The sequence below is a fragment of the Phyllobacterium sp. SYP-B3895 genome (assembly GCF_009647635.1).
Taxonomy (GTDB): domain Bacteria; phylum Pseudomonadota; class Alphaproteobacteria; order Rhizobiales; family Rhizobiaceae; genus Phyllobacterium; species Phyllobacterium pellucidum.
This window is the reverse complement of record NZ_WJIG01000002.1, coordinates 561,001-582,414: the sequence shown is the minus strand read 5'-3', so window position 1 is coordinate 582,414 and position 21,414 is coordinate 561,001. Positions and strand designations below refer to the sequence as shown.

The 21,414-nt window shown below is 58.8% G+C and carries 18 protein-coding genes; 11 read left to right on the top strand and 7 right to left on the bottom strand.

Annotated elements, in window-relative coordinates:
- Positions 1–24: 24 nt before the first annotated feature.
- Both GF108_RS09200 and GF108_RS09195 read right to left on the bottom strand, forming a co-directional pair.
- Positions 25–372 carry a hypothetical protein gene (locus GF108_RS09200; RefSeq protein WP_153667719.1) on the bottom strand — a complete coding sequence of 116 codons (348 nt, stop codon included), beginning with the start codon at positions 370–372 and terminating at the stop codon, positions 25–27.
- Between the two features lie 55 nt (positions 373–427).
- Positions 428–1,603, bottom strand: coding sequence for a cystathionine beta-lyase (locus GF108_RS09195; RefSeq protein ID WP_153667718.1), 1,176 nt, complete (start codon positions 1,601–1,603; stop codon positions 428–430).
- An 86-nt stretch (positions 1,604–1,689) separates the two neighbouring features.
- Here GF108_RS09195 and GF108_RS09190 point away from each other — a divergent pair, with 86 nt between their 5' ends.
- The 5 genes from GF108_RS09190 (at position 1,690) to GF108_RS09170 (ending at position 7,014) form a co-directional block, all read left to right on the top strand.
- Entirely contained in the window at positions 1,690–2,475 is a 786-nt protein-coding gene (locus GF108_RS09190; RefSeq protein ID WP_051615118.1) for a phosphatase PAP2 family protein, read from the top strand.
- Positions 2,476–2,712: 237 nt separating this feature from the next.
- Positions 2,713–3,741 (top strand): amino acid ABC transporter substrate-binding protein, encoded by a 1,029-nt coding sequence (locus GF108_RS09185; RefSeq protein ID WP_027232365.1) that lies wholly within the window; start codon positions 2,713–2,715, stop codon positions 3,739–3,741.
- 102 nt (positions 3,742–3,843) lie between these two features.
- Entirely contained in the window at positions 3,844–5,040 is a 1,197-nt protein-coding gene (locus tag GF108_RS09180; RefSeq protein ID WP_153667717.1) for an amino acid ABC transporter permease, read from the top strand.
- Positions 5,041–5,042: 2 nt separating this feature from the next.
- Positions 5,043–6,197 carry an amino acid ABC transporter permease gene (locus tag GF108_RS09175; protein WP_027232367.1) on the top strand — a complete coding sequence of 385 codons (1,155 nt, stop codon included), beginning with the start codon at positions 5,043–5,045 and terminating at the stop codon, positions 6,195–6,197.
- 13 nt (positions 6,198–6,210) lie between these two features.
- Entirely contained in the window at positions 6,211–7,014 is an 804-nt protein-coding gene (locus GF108_RS09170) for an amino acid ABC transporter ATP-binding protein (protein WP_027232368.1), read from the top strand.
- A gap of 247 nt (positions 7,015–7,261) precedes the next feature.
- On the opposite strand, the gene GF108_RS09165 is transcribed toward GF108_RS09170, so the two are convergent.
- Positions 7,262–8,533, bottom strand: a complete 1,272-nt coding sequence (locus GF108_RS09165; protein ID WP_153667716.1) for an FAD-dependent monooxygenase — start codon at positions 8,531–8,533, stop codon at positions 7,262–7,264.
- A gap of 29 nt (positions 8,534–8,562) precedes the next feature.
- Entirely contained in the window at positions 8,563–8,808 is a 246-nt protein-coding gene (locus GF108_RS09160) for a zinc-finger domain-containing protein (RefSeq protein WP_027232370.1), read from the bottom strand.
- Between the two features lie 199 nt (positions 8,809–9,007).
- Between GF108_RS09160 and GF108_RS09155 the strand changes: the two genes are divergently transcribed.
- Positions 9,008–11,203, top strand: coding sequence for an RNA degradosome polyphosphate kinase (locus GF108_RS09155; RefSeq protein ID WP_153667715.1), 2,196 nt, complete (start codon positions 9,008–9,010; stop codon positions 11,201–11,203).
- Entirely contained in the window at positions 11,200–12,711 is a 1,512-nt protein-coding gene (ppx, locus tag GF108_RS09150) for an exopolyphosphatase (RefSeq protein ID WP_091918965.1), read from the top strand. The genes GF108_RS09155 and ppx overlap by 4 nt, the downstream gene beginning before the upstream one ends.
- 43 nt (positions 12,712–12,754) lie before the next feature.
- On the opposite strand, the gene GF108_RS09145 is transcribed toward ppx, so the two are convergent.
- Both GF108_RS09145 and rnd read right to left on the bottom strand, forming a co-directional pair.
- The gene (locus GF108_RS09145) at positions 12,755–13,678 is read right to left on the bottom strand and encodes a DMT family transporter (RefSeq protein WP_153667714.1); all 924 of its coding nucleotides are present in this window, start codon (positions 13,676–13,678) and stop codon (positions 12,755–12,757) included.
- An 87-nt stretch (positions 13,679–13,765) separates the two neighbouring features.
- On the bottom strand, positions 13,766–14,926 hold the full coding sequence (gene rnd, locus GF108_RS09140) for a ribonuclease D (RefSeq protein WP_027232374.1): 1,161 nt from the start codon (positions 14,924–14,926) through the stop codon (positions 13,766–13,768).
- Positions 14,927–15,076: 150 nt separating this feature from the next.
- Between rnd and aspS the strand changes: the two genes are divergently transcribed.
- Entirely contained in the window at positions 15,077–16,867 is a 1,791-nt protein-coding gene (gene aspS / locus GF108_RS09135; RefSeq protein ID WP_153667713.1) for an aspartate--tRNA ligase, read from the top strand.
- Between the two features lie 162 nt (positions 16,868–17,029).
- On the opposite strand, the gene GF108_RS09130 is transcribed toward aspS, so the two are convergent.
- On the bottom strand, positions 17,030–18,226 hold the full coding sequence (locus GF108_RS09130) for a hypothetical protein (protein WP_153667712.1): 1,197 nt from the start codon (positions 18,224–18,226) through the stop codon (positions 17,030–17,032).
- A 202-nt stretch (positions 18,227–18,428) separates the two neighbouring features.
- On the opposite strand from GF108_RS09130, the gene parC reads away from it, so the two are divergent.
- The 3 genes from parC (at position 18,429) to GF108_RS09115 (ending at position 21,372) form a co-directional block, all read left to right on the top strand.
- Positions 18,429–20,717, top strand: a complete 2,289-nt coding sequence (gene parC / locus GF108_RS09125) for a DNA topoisomerase IV subunit A (RefSeq protein ID WP_153667711.1) — start codon at positions 18,429–18,431, stop codon at positions 20,715–20,717.
- 73 nt (positions 20,718–20,790) lie between these two features.
- Positions 20,791–21,069 carry a type II toxin-antitoxin system RelE/ParE family toxin gene (locus GF108_RS09120; protein WP_153667710.1) on the top strand — a complete coding sequence of 93 codons (279 nt, stop codon included), beginning with the start codon at positions 20,791–20,793 and terminating at the stop codon, positions 21,067–21,069.
- 9 nt (positions 21,070–21,078) lie between these two features.
- Positions 21,079–21,372, top strand: coding sequence for a HigA family addiction module antitoxin (locus GF108_RS09115; protein ID WP_153667709.1), 294 nt, complete (start codon positions 21,079–21,081; stop codon positions 21,370–21,372).
- Positions 21,373–21,414: the final 42 nt, after the last annotated feature.

Sequence of the window (21,414 nt, the reverse complement as noted above, 5' to 3'; positions counted from 1 at the left end):
GTCAATTGCGAAAAGTGTTTACGATCAGAGCTTGGGGGGACGTGGCAGGGGCGCGGGTATGCCGTTGACGAGCGGCAGTTGCCGGTCGCGTGGAATGACGATTCGAGGCTTTGCGGCAACTACAACCATGAGTGCGGTTGCTGGAACGCCGATACAGGCGGCGCAGGCGGCCAGATGCGGCGCCGGGTCCTGCGCGCAATGGTTTTGCCCATCACACATACGCTGTTGATCGAGGTGAGGGGCCGCTGGCGTCTCGACACCGTGGTGCTGCGTCCCGATTTCCACGGCGAGCCGCCCGGGCGCGGCGAATACCGGCACCCAGCCAATGCAAAGGGCAGTTATCAGCGCGAAGATCGCAGCGAAGCGTTTCATCCGGTCGTTCTAACAAGAACCCCGCAGGAACTGAAATCACTTCTGTTCACGTCGTTCACGCCGTTCTTGCTGCCGCGAGCGCATTTTCGATATCGGCAATCAGATCGGCAGGGTCTTCGAGCCCGATCTGGAGGCGGATCAAGGGGCCGGCATAGTATTTTCCGGTGATGACCCGCCCGCCGAGATTGACGTGGACGGCAAGGCTCTCATAGCCACCCCAGGAATAGCCGAGACCGAATATCTTCAGCGCATTGAGGAAGGCGTGCGCCTGGTTCACCCCGCCAGCGATGACGATTGAGAACACGCCGCCGGCGCCGCCAAAGTCGCGTTTCCAGAGGGCGTGGCCGGCATGGCTTTCAAGCGCCGGATGGAGGACTTCGACCACACCGTCCTGCCGCTCCAGCCAATTGGCAATTTCGAGCGCACTCTTGGCATGCCGCTCCATGCGCACGCCCATGGTCCTGAGGCCCCGCAGGATCTGGTAGGCATCATCACCGCCGACGCACAGTCCGAGGGCGGTATAGGCAGCGTCGAGCTTCTTGAAGCATGCCTCGGTGGCGGAAACCGTTCCCATCAATATGTCGGAATGTCCTGATGGATATTTCGTCGCGGCGTGAATCGTTATGTCCACGCCGAAATCGAGCGCCCGGAAATACAGCGGCGTTGCCCAGGTATTGTCCATCATCACGATGGCGCCGGCGGCATGGGCCTTTTCCACGATAGCCGGAATGTCCTGCACTTCGAACGTGTTGGAACCCGGCGATTCGGTAAAGACAACGCGGGTGTTCGGCCTGATCAGCTTTTCGATACCCGCACCGATGAGCGGATCGTAATATTCGACCTCGACACCGAATTGCTTCAGCATCGTGTTGCAGAAATGCCGTGTATTGCCGTAGCAGCAATCGACCATCAGCAGGTGATCGCCAGGGGTAAGAAACGCGAGCAGGGGGAGCGTTACCGCAACCAGTCCTGAAGGGACGAGCAACGTTCCTGCCGAACCCTCGAGTTCGTCGATTGCGCGGCAGAGCGCATCCGTTGTCGGCGTTCCATGCGTTGCATATGTATATTTCTGCCTGTGGCCCGCCATGGTTTCAGCGTCGGGGAAAAGCACCGTCGAGGCATGGACGACCGGCGGATTGACGAAGCCATGATAGTCGTGCGGATCGTATCCACCATGCGCCAATCGGGTATTGATGCCCAGTTTCGCCGGCTTACCCGGTTGCTTGTCCATGAGTTCGTCTCCACATCTTGTCTGTCTGGTGAGAAGTCGATAATCCGGCAGCGCGCCGGTTGCAACAAGGAGCGTCGAAAGGAAATATGACGGATCAGCTTCAGGACCGCCCCTCCGGCTTCGTGCGAGCGGGCCAGTCCGTCATCCGCTTTCTGCGCCGCATGAATGCGCCCGCTTATCCGGCGACCGAACCCGCCTGGACGCAAGGAATGACCATGGCTGCGGTCATGATCGTCTTCGTCATTCTCTTGCTGCATCCCTACGATGAGTGGCTGTCGCGCACGCTGTCATCGCACGGGCGGTTGCGCGAGGCGCGTCACCTGACTGACATTGGTCTTTCTCAGTGGTATTTGATACCAGCGTTTGCCGTCGCAGTTTGCCTTATCGGCATCGATTGGTGGGGTCTGGCGCGGACAAGAAGAGTTCAGTTCGGCTTGATCTATTCGCAAGCGACATTCGCGTTCTGGGCGATCGCCCTTTCGGGTATCTTCACAAATATCGCAAAGTTTCTGATCGGGCGCGCCCGGCCGAAATTCATCGATACGCTCGGTCCAAACGCCTTCTCGCCCTTTGTGTCGGGATATGATTTCGCAAGTTTTCCGTCGGGCCATTCGACGACCATGGGTGCCGTCGGCGCGGTGCTTGCATTGTGGTTTCCGCGCTGGCGGGTTGCGATCATCCTCGCAACGATGTTCATCGCATTTACCCGCATCCTGGTGCGCGCCCACTATCCGACCGATGTCGTGGCCGGCTACAGCGTCGGCTTTCTACTGACGGTTGCCCTCGCAAGGTTCCTCGCAGGGCGCCGCACTGCCTTTGTTTCTGACGGGCGATTCTGGCCCAAAATCCGCTTTCGCGACAATTTTTGGTGAGCGGATCGCGATTTGCACAGCGAATAATCAGAATAATCGCTTTGAGGGCAGGTTAACGGCCTGTTTTGCAATATTCTCAAGCAAAGATTGTACCTTGACCAAACAGACAGAATGGCCTTCGATGCAGCGGTGAATGGGAGAGGTATTGGGCCCTTTTTGGGTATGGGGGTTACCTGCCAATATCGTACTTTTCCTCTCTGGGAACTAAGGGCAATACAACCAAAGGGTACACTTGTTATGAAAAATCTTGTTTTGAAGGGCACGCTTGCTGTTTCGGCGCTCGTTCTGTTGGCGACCGCTGCCTCCGCCAGCACACTCGACGACGTCAAGAAGAAGGGCTTCCTCCAGTGTGGCGTCAATACCGGTCTTGCCGGCTTCGGCGCTCCGAATGACAAGGGCGAATGGTCCGGTTTCGACGTCGATTATTGCCGCGCGGTCGCTGCTGCGATCTTTGGCGATGGAACCAAGGTAAAGTTTACGCCTCTCTCGGCGAAGGATCGTCTCCCGGCCCTGCAGTCCGGCGAAATCGACGTTCTGATCCGCAACACCACATGGACGCTCAGCCGCGATACGCAGGGCTTCGATTTCACCGGCGTCAACTATTTTGACGGCCAGGGCTTCATGATCAATTCGAAGAAGCTGTCGGGCATCAACTCGGCTCTGCAGCTATCCGGCGCTTCGGTTTGCGTACAGGCCGGCACCACAACTGAGCTCAACCTGGCTGACTATTTCAAGGCGAACAAGATGGAATACAATCCCGTCGTGTTCGAGAAGCTCGAAGAGGTCAACGCGGCTTATGATTCCGGCCGTTGCGACGTCTACACCACCGACCAGTCCGGCCTTTATTCCATCCGCCTGACGCTATCGGCGCCGGACGACCATGTCGTTCTTCCCGAGATCATCTCGAAGGAGCCACTTGGTCCGGTCGTACGCCAGGGCGACGATCAGTGGGCGGATATCATTCGCTGGACGCACTTTGCGCTGCTGACCGCCGAAGAACTCGGCATCACCAAGGCAAATGTCGAGGAACTGACAAAAAGCGACAGCCCGGAAATCAAGCGCGTTCTCGGCCAGGAAGCCAATACCAAGCTCGGTACTGACCTTGGCCTGACCAACGATTGGGTGGTCAACATCGTCAAGGCAGTCGGCAATTACGGCGAAGTCTTCGAGACCAACATCGGCTCGGGCAGCAAGCTCAAAATTGCCCGTGGCATCAATGCACAATGGAGCAAGGGCGGCCTGCAATACGCGATGCCGATCCGCTGATTAACTCATGCTCAAATAACATGGGGCGAGGGGGCATTGCCTCCTCGCCCTCGACCATAAAACAATAATAATAAGAATAAAAACGAATGAATCGAGGGGTCAATGGCATCGCAGGACATAACGCCTGTCGGAAGATCGAGCGCCAAGGCGTCGCTTCTTTACGATCCGAAAGTTCGCGGACTTGTTTTTCAGGTACTGACGGTTGTCGTCATCGCGGGTCTTATTTACTGGATTATCAACAATACTATCACCAATCTGCAGCGCGCCAATCTGGCGTCGGGCTTCGGATTTCTGGACGGCCGTTCGGGCTTCGACATCAGCAGCAGCCCGTATCTCGCCTATTCGAGCGATTCCACCTATATCAAGGCGCTTTGGGTCGGCATCCTCAATACGATCACGGTCGCCTTCGTAGGCATCATAACTGCGACGATCATCGGCTTCGTCATCGGTATCGGGCGGCTTTCGCATAACTGGTTGATCCGCAAGATCTGCACGGTTTATGTGGAGATATTCCGCAACATTCCGCCGCTGCTGGTCATCTTCTTCTGGTATCTCGGCGTTCTCTCGGTGCTGCCTCAGGCGCGCCAGAGCATCCATCTGCCGTTCAATACGTACCTCAACAATCGCGGTTTCTTCTTTCCGTCGCCGGTGTTTGGCGAAGGCGCATGGCTTGCCGGCGTGGGCCTCATTGTCGGTATCGTCGGCGCGCTGCTCGTAAAGCGCTGGGCGCGTAAGCGCCAGATGGTCACCGGGCAGCAGTTTCCGGTTGGACTGACCGCACTTGCTCTGATCGTCGGTCTCCCGCTGCTTGCCTTGCTGGTCAAGGGTTTTCCGCTGTCGTTCGACTATCCCGTCCTTGGCTCGTTCAATCTCAAGGGTGGCGCGCAAATCGGCCCGGAATTCATGTCGCTCTATCTGGCGCTGTCGTTTTATACGGCGTCCTTCATTGCCGAGATAGTCCGCGCCGGTATTCGCGGCGTGGGCAAGGGGCAGTCCGAGGCCTCCCACGCGCTGGGGCTGCGGGCCGGTCCAACGACCCGGCTTGTCATCGTCCCGCAGGCGATGCGCATCATCATTCCGCCGCTGACGAGCCAGTATTTGAATCTCACCAAGAACTCGTCTCTGGCTGTTGCGATCGGTTATCCCGATCTCGTGGCTGTGGGCGGTACGATCCTCAACCAGACGGGGCACTCGATTGAAGTGGTTGCGATCTGGATGGTGGTTTATCTCGGCATCAGCGTTCTTACGTCGATCTTCATGAATTGGTTCAACGCCAGAGTGGCACTGGTGGAGCGCTGATCATGGATAATAATCTAAGCTACGTTCGCACCGAAATGTTGCAGGAGCAGACCCCGCCGCTTGGCGAGCGGGGCATTATCCGCTGGATGAGAATCAATCTCTTCGCGACGCCGATGGATACGGCTCTGACCGTATTTGCGCTGCTGGTAATCGCCTGGTTCCTGCCCGGTATCATCAACTGGCTGTTCGTAAACGCCGTCTGGTCCGGTCCGGACCGGTCGGTCTGCTCCACCGTGGCGCAGGGCGGCATCCAGCCTGAGGGGTGGTCAGGCGCCTGCTGGGCCTATGTGAACGCCAACTTCAGCCAGTTCATGTATGGGCCCTATCCGATCGACCAGCATTGGCGCGTCAATATCGTCGCGATCCTCTTTGTCTTGCTGCTTGTGCCGCTGCTCATTCCGAAGGCCCCGTACAAGGTTGCGAACGCGATCGTCTTTTTCTTCATCTTCCCGATCGTTGCCTTTTTCCTGCTTGTCGGCGGCTGGTTCGGCTTGCCTTATGTGGAGACGGCCAATTGGGGCGGACTATTGGTAACGTTGACGCTATCCTTCGTCGGCATTTCAGTATCGCTGCCGCTCGGCATTGCGCTTGCGCTTGGGCGGCGCTCAAAGATGCCGGTGATCAAGATGCTGTGCGTCATCTTCATCGAGACGATCCGCGGCATCCCGCTCATCACCGTGCTGTTCATGGCAAGCTATATGCTGCCGCTGTTCCTGCCGCCGGGGGTATCCTTCGACAAGTATCTGCGTGCTCTGATCGGCGTTGCGCTCTTTGCTTCGGCCTATATGGCGGAAGTGGTGCGCGGCGGTCTGCAGGCAATCCCGAAGGGGCAGTATGAGGGCGCAGATTCGCTGGGGTTGAGCTATTGGCAGAAGACCGGGCTCATCATCCTTCCGCAGGCGCTCAAGCTGGTCATCCCGGGCATCGTCAACACGTTCATTGGCCTCTTCAAGGATACCAGCCTTGTAACGGTCATCAGCATGTTCGACCTGCTGGGAACCGTGAAGCAGCACTTCGCCGATGCCAATTGGGCATCACCGCAGACCCCCATCTCCGGCTTGATTTTTGCCGGTTTCGTATTCTGGATTTTCTGTTTCGGGATGTCGCGCTATTCCATCTTCATGGAAAAGCGGCTCGACAAAGGACATAAACGCTGAGGAGCACCGCATAATGACAACCGAAAACGTTGTTGACCCAAATGAAATCCACGTCGACCGATCGCTCTTGCACGTGTCGAAGACGGACGTGGCCGTCGATATCATTAACATGAACAAGTGGTACGGGGATTTCCACGTCCTGAAGGATATCAACCTCAAGGTCATGCGCGGCGAGCGCATCGTCGTTGCGGGTCCTTCGGGATCGGGCAAGTCGACCATGATCCGCTGCATCAACCGCCTCGAAGAACACCAGAGCGGCAAGATCATCGTCGATGGCATTGAGCTTACGAACGACTTGAAGAAGATCGACGAAGTCCGCCGCGAAGTCGGCATGGTCTTCCAGCACTTCAATCTGTTCCCGCATCTGACAATCCTCGAGAATTGCACGCTCGCGCCGATCTGGGTGCGCAAGATGCCGAAGAAGAAGGCGGACGAGGTGGCGATGCACTATCTCGAGCGCGTCAAGATTCCGGAACAGGCCAACAAGTATCCGGGCCAGTTGTCCGGTGGCCAGCAGCAGCGCGTGGCGATCGCCCGCTCGCTGTGCATGAACCCGCGCATCATGCTGTTCGATGAGCCGACTTCGGCGCTCGATCCGGAAATGATCAAGGAAGTGCTCGACACGATGGTGCAACTTGCCGAAGAGGGCATGACCATGGTGTGTGTTACTCACGAAATGGGATTTGCCCGCCAAGTCGCCAACCGGGTGATCTTTATGGATCAGGGCCAGATCGTCGAACAGAACGCGCCAGCGGAATTCTTCGACAATCCGCAGCACGAGCGCACCAAGCTCTTCCTCAGCCAGATCCTGCACTGATGCGACAAATTTTGAGAGCAGCGGCGGCCTCACGGCCGCCGCTTTGATTTATTTTATCGCTGTCCGCGGTCGTCCCCGGGCCTCTCCGCTGTCATCCTTGGGGCCTCCGCCGTTATCCTCGGGCTCTTTTCCGAGGATCCATTCTTCCTTATGTAGGTCGCGAGCGCCTGAGTGGATCTTCGGGTCAAAAGCCGGGGAATGACGGGACCGGTGGCTCACGCGCAGTGGCTCAAGCGCCGCCGAACTATCAGCCACGCTTTTCCGGATCAAATCCATAGAGCCAGTCGAAGCCCTCGACGAACTTATCGGCTGGCCGATTGCGAAAGACGACGTTGCGGGCAAGCGCAACCGGACCTCTTGCATGGTAGGCAAGCTGGTTCAATGCGCCGCGTCGCACCACTGCACCGACCCGTTTGGATCGTGCCTTGCTGAACTGATCGAGCGCTGTCGTCCATTTCTTGCCGTCGGTGGCAAGCGCAGCCGCCAGCAGGCAGGCGTCTTCAATGGCCATGGCCGCGCCCTGTGCCGCATAGGGCGTCATGGCGTGGGCGGCATCCCCGATGAGGACCACGCGCTCCTCGATCTTGAACTGGCATTTCTTCATGGCAAACAGCCGCCAGGGCGTCCAGGGCCGGCCGGCCCGCATCAGGTCGCAAATCCCTTGATTCCACGCTGCAAACGCGCGGATGAAATCCTGGCTGGCATTGTTGGTCTGCTGGTCGTCCCAGCGGCGGCGAATGTTTCGATCTGGTGCAACGGCCACGAAATTGATCACCTGTCCGGAGCGAATGGGGTATGCGATCAGGTGGGCATTAGCGCCGGTCCAGGCCACGACATTGGTGCCGGGAGGCATCAGCGCGGCAAAAGCGGGCGGCAATTGATCGACCGCGACCGAAGAACGCCAGGCGATCGTTCCCGTGTAACGGGCGCGGTCGGTGTCGGACAGAGCGGTGCGCATGTCCGACCATACGCCGTCGGCGCCTGCGAGCAGCGCCCCGCGATGTTCTTCGATGCGGTCATGATACTGGACCCGAACCAAAATGCCTTCGGCGTCCGACTTGTATTGCGTCACCGTCGATTGCAGTTGGATCGCAATGTTGGGACGGTTGCGCGCCTCGTTGAGCAGCGCATTTTGCAGGTCGGCGCGGTGGCAAACGATATAAGGCGCGCCCCAACGCTGTCTTGCCGTTTCGCCGATCGGCAGATGCAGCAGATTTGCGCCGCTTCGCCCGTCCTGCAGGCAGATAGCCTGCGGCTCGACGGAGGCATATTTCAACCGTTCCAGCACACCAAGGCGATCGAGAAGGCGCGTGGCATTGGGTGAAAGCTGCAGGCCCGCGCCGATCTCGGCAAGCGTCGCACTCTTCTCGAAAAGCTGAACCGAAAAACCCTTGTCGCTCAGGGCAAGCGCGAGCGTCAGGCCGGCAATGCCGGCCCCCGCAATAATGATCTGGTCAGGATTGGGAATTCGCCTGTTACGTTCTGTTTTGAGATCAATCAGGGTCGGGCCAGAGGACATCCGGATGGAACCAATTTCTCCGTCCGGGTTCAAGCAGCCCTATCGACGTAGATGCAGCCTTCCGGCACCGTCACCTCGGCGGGAAGCGAGGGATCGTAGCGGTAAAGCGTCGAGCAATAGGGGCAGACCTTTTCGTTATCGTCGCCAAGATCCAGAAATACGTGCGGGTGATCGAACGGAGGATTGGCGCCGACACACATGAATTCCTTCACGCCGATGCTGATCGCTGCATGACCAGCGCTGTTCTGGAAATGAGGGATGCTGTGTCCAGCCATATTACGCTCCTGACGACTCGCCGCTCAACGCGCCTTGGCGCAATTGACTTCTCTTTCCATAGGGTTTGTATCATCCTGAATGCGATTTCAAGACGCTTGCAAACAATCTGTCAAAACACCGCATTAGTTTGCCGTTGAGACATGACCGTATATTCCGTTGCCCGTATAGTGGCAGCGAGCATTTGATTGGAGAACAATTATGAACGAACAGGCGCCCCTCATTCCGCAACCGGTGGAGAGCGTCGATCTGCCCGATCTGCCGAAAAGCGTCGATCGGTTCGTCAATCGCGAGTTCTCCTGGCTGCAGTTCAATCGGCGCGTGCTGGAGGAAGCCCACAACGCGCACCAGCCCCTGCTGGAAAGGCTGCGTTTCCTGTCGATCTCGGCCGCCAATCTCGACGAGTTCTTCATGGTTCGCATCGCCGGGTTGGCCGGTCAGGTTCGTGCCGGCGTCTCCGATCGCAGCGATGACGGGCGCACCCCGCAGGAACAGCTCGATTTCGTGCTCGAAGAGGTTGGGCGGCTCCAGGCCGCGCAGCAGATCAGGCTGACGGAGCTGCGCGCCGAAATGCTGAAGGAAAATATCGAGATCGTGCGGCCGGACCGGCTGACCAGCGCGGAACAGGCGTGGCTCGAAGATCACTTCCTTGAAACCATCTATCCGGTGCTGACCCCGCTCGCCATCGACCCGGCACACCCGTTTCCATTCATCCCCAATCTCGGATTTACCATCGCCATGTTGCTCAACCGCAGCAGCGACAATCGCCCGATGACGGCGCTGCTGCGCCTGCCGCAGGCGCTGAAGCGTTTCATCCAGATTCCTGACGAGAGCGGCCATTTCCGCTTTCTGACACTGGAGGATGCAATCAGCCTCTTCACCGGCCGGCTGTTTCCCGGCTACGAGATCAAGGGGGCAGGGACGTTCCGCATCATCCGCGACAGCGATATCGAGGTGGAAGAGGAGGCCGAGGATCTGGTGCGCCTCTTCGAAAGTGCGTTGAAGCGCCGCCGCCGCGGCCAGGTGATCCGCATCGAGTTCGACGACGAAATGCCGGAATCGCTGCGCAGCTTCGTTGCCACCGAGCTTGGCGTTCCGGACAATCGCATCAGCGTGCTCGAAGGCCTGCTCGCCCTCAACATGATGTCCGAAATTGTTGGCATACCGCGGGCCGACCTCAAATTCGTGCCTTACAATCCGCGCTTCCCCGAGCGTGTCCGCGAACATGGCGGCGATTGCTTTGCGGCGATCCGCGAGAAGGACATCATCGTTCACCATCCTTACGAATCCTTTGATGTCGTTGTCCAGTTCCTGCGCCAGGCCGCCGCCGATCCCGATGTCGTCGCCATCAAGCAGACGCTCTACCGCACATCGAACGACAGCCCGATCGTGCGCGCGCTTATCGATGCGGCAGAAAGCGGCAAGTCGGTGACGGCATTGATCGAACTCAAGGCGCGGTTCGACGAAGAGGCGAATATCCGTTGGGCGCGAGACCTGGAGCGCGCCGGCGTGCAGGTGGTCTTCGGCTTCATCGAGTTGAAGACGCATGCCAAGATGTCGCTTGTGGTGCGGCGTGAAGAAAACCGGCTGCGCAGTTACGTGCATCTTGGCACGGGCAACTATCATCCGATCACGGCGAAGATTTATACCGATCTATCGTTCTTCACCTGCGAGCAGGCCATCGGCCGCGACGTGGCGCAGATTTTCAACTACATCACCGGCTACACGCCGCCGTCGGGGGAAATGCGCATTGCCGTTTCGCCGATTTCGCTGCGTCCGCGCATCCTCCAGCACATCGCCGAAGAGATCGAGCACGCCAAGGCCGGACATCCGGCTTCGATCTGGATGAAGGTGAATTCGCTGGTCGACGCCGAGATCATCGACGCGCTCTATAAGGCGAGCAAGCACGGTGTCGAAATCGACCTGGTCGTCCGCGGCATTTGCTGCCTGCGCCCGCAGGTGCCGGGACTTTCGGAAAACATTCGTGCAAAATCGATTGTCGGCCGTTTCCTTGAGCATAGCCGCATCTTCTGCTTCGGCAACGGCGAAGGATTGCCGTCCGAAAAAGCATTGGTCTATTTCGGTTCGGCCGACATGATGACGCGCAATCTCGATCGCCGCGTGGAGACGCTGGTGCCCATCACCAATCCAACTGTGCATCAACAGGTTCTTTCACAGATTATGCTGGCCAACGTTCTCGACAACCAGCAGAGTTACGAGTTACTAGCAGACGGAACGTCGCGCCGGATTGAGCCGGCCGAAGGTGAAGAAGCTTTCAACGCGCAGGAATATTTCATGACAAATCCCAGCCTTTCCGGCCGTGGCAAGTCTCTGAAATCCTCGGCACCTCGACTGATTGCCCATCGCAAGCGCTCGAAAAGAAACAAGGCTGCATGATCTCCGCTGCACAGGGACGCGTACAGGGGCGCCAGCCGGCCGCAGTTATCGACATTGGCTCGAACTCAGTGCGCCTTGTCGTTTATGAAGGCGTCAACCGCTCGCCTACTGTGCTGTTCAACGAGAAGATTCTCTGCGGTCTCGGCAAGGGTTTGGTCAAGACGCACAAGCTGAATGCCAAAGCGGTGCAAAGCGCGCTGCGTGCGCTGCGCCGCTTCCGTGCCCTGGCCGATCAGGCGGGGGCGGTTTCGCTCGACGTTCTCGCAACGGCCGCAGCGCGCGAGGCCGAGAACGGCTCGATGTTCATCAAGGAAGCCGAGGCGTTGCTCAAAGAACCCGTACGGGTGCTTTCGGGCCGCGAGGAAGCGTACTATTCCGCCCTCGGCATCATCTCGGGATTTCACGATCCGGACGGGATTGCCGGCGACCTCGGCGGCGGCAGTCTCGAACTCGTCGACGTCAAGGGGCGTCAGATCGGCGACGGGATCACACTTCCGCTTGGCGGCCTGCGCCTGCAGGACATGGCAGATGGCGATCTCACGGCTGCGGTGACGATAGCAAGGAAGTATCTGGCTTCTGCCAAGCTCCTGGCCAATGGCAAGGGGCGCACCTTCTATGCAGTTGGCGGCACCTGGCGAAATCTCGCCAAGCTCCATATGAGCGCGACGCACTATCCGCTGCATGTCATGCATCACTACGAAATTCCGTTCGAGGAGGCGCAGCGCTTCCTCAAGCTCGTCGCCGCCGGCGATCTCGATTACATGCGCGGCATAGAGGACGTCTCGAAAAACCGCCGCTCTTTGCTTTCCTATGGCGCGATTGCGCTGCTTGAAACCATCAAGCTGATGCGTCCGGCCCAGGTTGTGTTCTCGGCGCTTGGGGTGCGCGAGGGATTTCTCTATTCGCTGCTTTCCGAAAGCGAGCAACTGGAAGACCCGCTCATCTCGGCAGCCGATGAACTGGCGGTGCTTCGCGCCCGCTCGCCTGCCTATGCGCGCGAGCTTGCCGAATGGACCGGTGGCGCCTTTGCCGCGCTCGGCTATGACGAGACCGAGGATGAAAGCCGCTATCGGCGTGCTGCCTGCCTCGTCGCCGATATCAGCTGGCGCGCCCATCCGGATTATCGCGGCTCGCAGGCCTTGAACATGATCTCCAACGCCGCCTTTATCGGTATCGATCACCCCGGCCGCGCCTATATCGCTCTTGCCAATTTCTTCCGCCATGAAGGCATTACCAACAGCGTCGCCGACCCGGACCTCGCGGCAATTGCCACGCCGCGCCTGCTCGAATATTCGCGCATCCTCGCGGCGGTTATGCGTATCGTCTACCCCTTTTCGGCCTCGATGGCCGGGGTGGTGCCTTACCTGTCCTGGAAGGCGACGGCAAACGGCATCGATCTCGTCGTTCACAAGTCCAAGGCCGACCTCATCGGCGATGTGCCGGAGGGCCGGCTGCAGCAATTGGCGAAACTTACCGGTAAAAACATCCGGATGACCATCGGCTCCTAGTCTAGGAGCCCACCTTAACCGCAAGCCAATTGGCGATTGACCGCTAGATCGGCGCGGCCGTTGCCTTCTTGCGCGCGGGCAGCGTCATGGCTGCGACCCCGGCAATGACGCAGACGAGCCCAAGCCAGGCGGTCGAGCTCAGGCTTTCCCCGAGGAACAGGACGCCGATTCCAACCCCGATCGGCACGCGCAGATAGGCTTGCGACGTTGTGCTGACCGATCCCAGCGTATGGACCAGGCGGAAGAAGATCACGAAGGCGAGGGCGGTCGAGAAAACCGCAAGGCCAAACAGGGCTGCAATCGACGCGGTTGACGGCACGATCGTCCACGGATGGTCGATGACAAGGCTCAAGGGTATGAGCATGACCGCACCGCAGATCATCGAGCCCGCCGCCGGCATCATCGGATCCATCCCCTTGAAGCCGCGGCCGAAAATAGCGGCGCAGGCATAGGAAATCGTCGCCGTGACAATTGCGAGCTGCGATACAAGTTCCTTGCCGAGGCCGTTGAAGGCCTCGAGGCCGATGATCAGGCTGATGCCAACGACGCCAGCGGTGACGCCGAACACCTTGCGGGCGGTCACAGGTTCGTGCCGTGTGATGAGCACGGTGAGCAGGAACGTGAAGATCGGGGTTGTCGAATTGAGGATCGTCGCAAGACCGGCGTCAACGGTGATTTCCGCCCAGGCAACCAGGGTAAACGGGATGACACTGTTGATGCAGGCCTGGATGAAGAAGCGCTTCCAGACGTCCGGATCTCGCGGCAGTGCGAGACCACGCATCCGGATGATGGCGAGCAGCAGCGCTCCGGCAATCAAGGTGCGCGCGGCAATAAATGTAACGGGCGGAATCGTTTCCACGCCAATCTTGATGAAGGTGTAGGAAGCCCCCCACAGCGTGGCGAGCACCGCGAGAAGGGCAATCTCTCTGGCAAGCGGCGGGGTGGTCGAAACGGCGGGACTGGACATGCGTGGTTGCCTAATGTGTGACGTGATCATGCCGGGACGTTAGCTGCACCGTCAAAGCGATGCTACGATCCCGGCCGAACTATCGGCTTACTCTTCTGGCCAGGGAACGGCCCGAATCTTCCTGTTTTCGAATTTGAGGCAAAGCGATCCGTTTATCAGTTGCAGCGCCTTTTCGCCGAAGACCTCGCGCCGCCAGCCCTGCAGCGCCGGAATGTCGTCGACATCGCCCTCGGCGGCGATCCGGTCGATCTCGTCGGTTGTCGCAACGACCTTCGCGGCGACACCATGCTCCTCGGTGACAAGGCGCAAAAGCACCTTGAGGAGTTCAGCGGCAGCACCGGCGCCTTCCGGCGACTGCACGGATTTCGGCAGGCGGGGCATGTCTTCCTTCGGCAGGTCGAGCGCGAGATTGACAGCATTGAGGAGGCCGGTCGCCATGCTTGAGCGTTCCCAGCCCTTCGGGATCGTTCTGAGGCGTGACATCGCCTCCGCATCGCGTGGCTGCTGCTGCGCGATCTCGTAAATCGCATCGTCCTTGAGCACGCGCCCGCGCGGCACGTTGCGCTCGCGCGCCTCGCGTTCGCGCCAGGCCGCGACACTGCGCAGAACCGCGAGTTCCTGCGGCTTGCGCAGGCGCATCTTCAGCCGCTTCCACGCATCGTCCGGATGCATGTCGTAGGTTTCGCGCGCCGTCAGGATTTTCATCTCGTCAAGCACCCAGTCGGTGCGGCCCTCTTCCTGAAGGCTCTGCTTCAGGTGAAGATAGATGTCGCGCAGATGCGTGACGTCGGCGAGTGCATAGTCGAGCTGTTTTTCGGAGAGCGGGCGGCGACGCCAGTCGGTAAAGCGTGACGATTTGTCGATTTGCGCACCGACGATGCGCTGAACCAGCTGATCATAGGCAATCGCATCGCCAAAACCGCATACCATCGCCGCAACCTGCGTGTCGAAAACTGGATGCGGGATGAGATTTCCGAGGTGGAAGATGATTTCGATGTCCTGGCGCGCGGCATGGAAAACCTTGACGATCTTCTCATCGGCCATCAGCCGAAAAAAAGCAGCAAGATCAAGCCCCGGCGCCAGCGCATCGACGATCGCAGTATGATCGGGCGAGGCAAGCTGAATGACACAGAGTTCCGGCCAGAAGGTGGTCTCCCGTATGAATTCCGTATCGACGGTCACGAAATCGGATTGCGAAAGGGCCGCGACAGCCTGTTCAAGTTGGTCTGTGGTTGTAATCATGCTCATAAATTTTCTATAGCGAATGAGAATGCGTTTGTCTCCGCCCCGATCTTGACAAATCACCCTCAAAATGCGCTTGTCCGCCCAAATTCTTGGCTCATGCCGGGGCATTTCCCACGCTTTTCGGCAACCAGCATAAATTCAGAGGCACATACCATGCACCGTTACCGCAGCCACACCTGCGCAGCCTTGCGTAAATCGGACGTTGGTTCGACTGTTCGTCTATCCGGCTGGGTTCATCGCGTCCGCGACCACGGCGGCATTCTCTTCATCGACCTGCGCGACCACTATGGTCTGACGCAAATCGTTGCGAGCCCGGATTCGCCGGCATTCAAATTGGCGGAAACCGTGCGCGGCGAATGGGTGATCCGTGTCGACGGCGAGGTCAAGGCCCGTACCGACGATACGATCAACCCGAACATGCCGACCGGAGAGATCGAAATCTTCGCCCGCGAGATCGAAGTGCTGTCGGCTGCCAAGGAATTGCCGCTGCCGGTCTTCGGCGAGCTCGACTACCCCGAAGACATCCGTCTGAAGTATCGCTTCCTCGACCTGCGTCGCGACACGCTGCACAAGAACATCATGGCGCGCACGAAGATCATCTCGGCGATGCGCCGCCGCATGTCCGAAATCGGCTTCACGGAGTTCTCGACGCCGATTCTGACGGCCTCTTCGCCAGAGGGTGCGCGCGATTTCCTCGTGCCGAGCCGCATCCATCCCGGTAACTTCTACGCCCTGCCGCAGGCGCCACAGCAATACAAGCAGCTCATCATGATGTCGGGCTTCGATCGCTATTTCCAGATCGCGCCGTGCTTCCGCGATGAAGACCCGCGCGCCGACCGCCTGCCGGGCGAATTCTACCAGCTCGATATCGAGATGAGCTTCGTCGAGCAGAACGACGTGCTTTCGACGATGGAACCGGTGCTGCGCGGCATCTTCGAGGAGTTTGCCAACGGCAAGCCGGTAACGCAGGAATTCCAGAGGATTTCTTACGACGTCGCCATGCGCAAATACGGCTCCGACAAGCCGGATCTGCGCAACCCGATCGAGATGGAAGCTGTCACCGAGCACTTTGCCGGCTCCGGCTTCAAAGTTTTCGCCAACATGATCGCCAATGATCCGAAGGTCGAGGTCTGGGCCATACCAGCCAAAACCGGCGGATCGCGCGCATTCTGCGATCGCATGAACTCCTGGGCGCAAGGTGAAGGCCAGCCCGGCCTCGGCTATATTTTCTGGCGCAAGGAAGGCGAGGCGCTGGAAGGCGCCGGACCGCTTGCCAAGAATATCGGCCCGGAACGTACCGAAGCCATCCGTACGCAGCTTGGCCTCGGCGAGGGCGACGCCGTTTTCTTCGTGGCGGGCGATCCGAAAAAGTTCGTCTCCTTTGCCGGCGCGGCGCGCACCCGCGCGGGCGAGGAACTCAACCTCGTCGATCGCGACCAGTTCAAGCTCTGCTGGATCGTTGATTTCCCCTTCTTCGAATGGCTCGAGGAAGAAAAGAAGATCGATTTTGCCCACAACCCGTTTTCCATGCCGCAGGGCGGCATCGACGCGCTGGAACACCAGGATCCACTGACGATCAAGGCGTTCCAGTACGACATGGTCTGCAACGGCTTCGAAATTGCCTCGGGCGGCATCCGCAACCACCTGCCGGAGACGATGGTCAAGGCGTTCGAGGCCGTTGGTCACTCGCGCGAGACGGTGGAAAAGCGTTTCGGTGCGCTTTACCGGGCATTCCAGTATGGCGCTCCGCCGCATGGCGGCATGGCGGCCGGCATCGACCGTATCGTCATGCTGCTCGTTGGCGCCAGGAACCTGCGCGAGATCACCATGTTCCCGATGAACCAGCAGGCCTACGATCTTCTGATGAATGCACCTTCGGAAGTGTCGCAGGCGCAGCTTCGGGACTTGCACATTCGCCTCAATCCGGTGAAGAAAGAGGTTTAAAAACCTCGCCTAGATGATTTTGAATACAGAAAGCCCGGCAGCGATGCCGGGCTTTTTGCTCAGATTCTATCTTGGGGCTCGTCCGGAGAACAACGGAGTTGCACCGACTCTCTCCGCCGTCATCCTCGGGCCCTCGTCCCGAGGATCCACGTCGCGCAAATGCTACTCCGTCGCGGTGACGGTCACCCCCAGCGTCTTGATCAGCGATTTCGGATCGGCCATGCCGCCGGCCGCGATAATGGCGAAGGGCACAGGCTTTGCCGGCATCGCCTTGATTTCGATCGTTTTCGGGTTGTCGAGATAGGTACTGGTCGCCTGGGCGAGCGCTTGCGCGAAATCGGCATTCTTCAACTGCGTGGCGGCCATCGGAATGATCATCTTCGCCTGATTGATCAGGTCAGAACGCTTGGCGCCCTGCTGCTTGGCGACATAATCAAGTGCCTTATAGGTCAGCGACGCGTCGTCGAAGCGGATCGCAGCGCTGTTGAAGCTCAGTTGCTGCATGAGGCCGAGCATGGCCATGCCCTGCGCATCATCGGGCTTGCCTTCCATGTTCTTGGTGGCTTCCTGCAAGCCCTTGATGAAATCGAGCGTATAGCCGGAAATGTCGAGTTTGATGCCGAGCGTACCGGCATTGTCGGCGATATAGTCCATCTTTTCGATGTTGAGCCGGCCATCGGCCATGTTCCAACTGCCGCTCATGTCGATCTTGCCGGTGAGCTTCTCATAGCCGAGTGCCTTGAGGGCGTCTTTCGTCTTCGGGTCTTCCACGGTCGACAGATCCGCCTTGAAGCGTTCGACATTGGAGGTGAAAGTGACGGGGCTAGACGCGGTTATCGGCGACACGGTGACCGTCAGATTGTCGGCGTTGAAGACGTCCTTGCCCTTTGCGTTGACGTCGAAATGCTTGATCTCGGCCTTTTCATATTGAAGGATTTTGGCGAGCGGATCGGTTGAGCCTTCAGGAGGCAAGGTGATTCCAGCAAGGCTGATGCCGCTGACATTGACCTTGCTGCCGGGTTCGCCTTCAGGGGTGAAGTTGATGTCCGGGATCGTCAGCGAGCCAATTTTGAAACCGCCTCCGGGCGCATCGGCGACGTCGGTCAACGTCACGTCACCGGCGCTGAAACTTTCCTTGACGCCCGCAGTCGATACTTTTGTATCCTTCAGGACGACAGTCGAGCCGTTCGTTTCCACGCTGCCATAGTCGAAGGTGCCGCCCTGTTCGGCATAGACGGCCTTGAGGCGCCCTGCCACAGCATTTCCATCGACCGCATAGGCCGATCCGGCAAAGATGATCATGAGAGCAGAGGTGGCGCCGAGGACGCGCAGGCTGGAATTCAGATGCATTGAAGCCATGAGTTGATCCCTTCTGTTCCCGTATTCGAAGCGTGCAGCAGCGGCAAAACTATGGCCATCACCGAGGAGCTTTGCTGTTAAAGGCCGAGAAGGTCAGATTTGCAGATCGAAAGCAAGAGCCGTGCGCCCGGCAAGGCCAACTGGCTGTGATCTTGGCGAATCATTGCTTGCCGCCGAATCGGCGAGTTGATAACCCATTGACATGGGAAAAAGCGTGATTCCGCCAGACAATGGCGACGACAATGACAATAATATTGAGCCGGTCGATCTGAAGGCGGCGCTGGAGGAGCGCTATCTCGCCTATGCCCTTTCGACGATCATGCATCGCGCGCTGCCGGACGTACGCGACGGGCTGAAGCCAGTGCATCGCCGCATCATGCATGCCATGCGGCTTCTGCGCCTTTCGCCGGACCAGTCCTATGCCAAGTGCGCACGTATCGTCGGCGAAGTCATGGGCAAGTTCCACCCGCATGGCGACCAGTCGATCTATGATGCGCTGGTGCGCCTGTCGCAGGATTTCGCCGTGCGCTATCCGGTGGTCGACGGCCAGGGCAATTTCGGCAATATCGACGGTGATAACCCTGCGGCCATGCGCTACACCGAAGCGCGGATGACCGATGTCGCCATGCTGCTTCTCGAGGGCATTACCGAGGATGCGGTCGATTTCCGGCCGACCTATAATGAAGAGGACGAGGAACCGATCGTCCTTCCGGGCGCATTCCCGAATCTTCTCGCCAACGGCTCGTCCGGCATCGCCGTCGGCATGGCGACATCGATCCCGCCGCATAATGTTTCCGAGCTTTGCGCAGCCGCGCTGCATCTGATCAAGCATCCGGACGCGAGCGTCGAAGACCTGATGTCGACCGCGGAGGAGGAAGACCCGCTCAAGACCAAGGTGCGCGGTCCCGATTTCCCGACCGGCGGTATTCTCGTCGAAACACCGGACGCCATTCTCGACGCCTACAAGACCGGTCGCGGCGGTTTCCGCCTTCGTGCCCGCTGGGAGGTTGAGGATCAGGGCAGGGGCACCTGGAATATCGTCATCACCGAGATCCCGTATCAGGTGCAGAAGTCACGGCTGATCGAGAAGATCGCCGAACTCCTGATCGCCAAGAAATTGCCGCTGCTCGACGATGTGCGCGACGAATCCACCGAGGACGTGCGCCTTGTCCTCGAACCGAAGAGCCGGAGTGTCAATCAGGACATCCTGATGGAATCGCTGTTCAAGCTGACGGAACTTGAAACCCGTTTCCCCTTGAACATGAACGTGCTGTCGAACGGCAAGGTGCCGAATGTCCTGTCGTTGCGCGACGTTTTGAAGGAGTGGCTCGAACACCGCAAGGATGTGCTTATCCGGCGCTCGCGCCACCGGCTCGGCGAGATCGAACGCCGTCTCGAAATCCTTGGCGGCATGCTTATCGCCTATCTCAATATCGATGAGGTCATCCGCATCATTCGCGAGGAGGATGAGCCGAAACAGGAGATGATCAGGCGATTCGAACTCACCGACGTTCAGGCCGAAGCCATCCTCAACATGCGGCTTCGCTCGCTGCGCAAGCTTGAGGAGTTCGAGATTCGCAAGGAATTTGACGGTCTAACCTCCGAAAAGCGTGAGATCGAACAACTCCTCGGTTCCGAGCCCAAGCAATGGCAGACCATTTCCTGGCAGATCTCGGAAATGCAGAAGAAATATGCGCCGGATACGCTGCTCGGCAAGCGTCGCACCACATTCGCGGAGGCGCCGCAGCACGACCTGACCGATATCCATCATGCGATGATCGAGAAGGAGCCGGTCACCGTCGTCGTCTCCGAAAAGGGCTGGCTGCGCGCCATGAAGGGGCACCTTGCAGATTTCTCGGCGCTGACCTTCAAGGAAGGCGACAAACTCAAGCTTGCCTTCCATGCCGAAACAACGGACCGCATCCTTGTCCTCACCACTGGCGGCAAGTTCTACACCATCGGGGCCAACAGCCTGCCGGGCGGACGCGGCCACGGCGAGCCGATCCGCATCATTGTCGACATGGAGAACGACCAGGACATTGTCACGGCCTTCGTGCATAGCCCCGATCGCAAACTGCTGCTGTCCTCGCATGTCGGCAATGGTTTCGTCGTTCCCGAGGCCGAGGTGATCGCCAATACCCGCAAGGGCAAGCAGGTGATGAACGTCAAGGCGCCCGACGAGGCGCGCCATTGCATTCCGGTTACCGGCGATACGGTCGCCATCGTCGGCGAAAACCGAAAGATGCTGGTGTTCCCGCTGTCGGAGGTGCCCGAACTCGGACGGGGCAAGGGCGTGCGGCTGCAGCGCTACAAGGATGGCGGCGTGTCCGATATCCGCATCTTCGCCATGGCGCAGGGCCTGACCTGGCAGGACGCGGCCGAGCGCACCTTCAGCAGAAGCGAGACCGAACTCCTTGAGTGGATCGGCCCGCGCGCAACTGCCGGTCGGATGGTGCCGAAGGGTTTCCCGCGCTCCGGCAAGTTCGGTTGATACCGCTTGCTACTTATGTCGTCTGTTCTGAACGATTGTAGTTGTCTATTGTCGCGCGACATGAGACAACCATATGATCAAATCGTTTAGAAGCCGCGCGCTAAAGCGCCTCTACGAACATGATGATCCTAGCCGCCTGCCTCCGGATATGGTGGCTAGGGTCGCATCGATATTGGCCGCTCTCGATTCGGCCGAAGCGCTTCAGGACATGGATCGACCTTCGCTGAAGCTGCATCCGCTGAAGGGAGATCTAAGCGGACGATGGACAGTCACGGTTCGGGCGAACTGGCGCATTACATTTTCAATGTCGGATCGAAATGTTTCCGACGTCGACTTTGAAGACTATCATTAGGAGATTGTCATGCCGATGAAGAATCCGCCGCATCCGGGTGCACTCCTCAAGGATGATATTGAGGCGCTCAAACTGCCGGTGACCGTCGTCGCGCAGGCACTCGGCGTGACAAGATCTCAGGTGTATCGAGTTTTATCAGGCCAAAGCGCAATCACCGCGGAGATGGCGCTGCGATTGGAATATGTAATTGGCGGTACTGCCGACCACTGGTTGAAGATGCAATTAGCCTATGACGTGGCGCAGGTTCGCAAGAAGGCGGATGACATTACGCGAGGACTTCATCGCTTGGCATCTCCCGCATAGACATATAAACGAGAGTGATCTCTCGCATATTGACGGCCATCC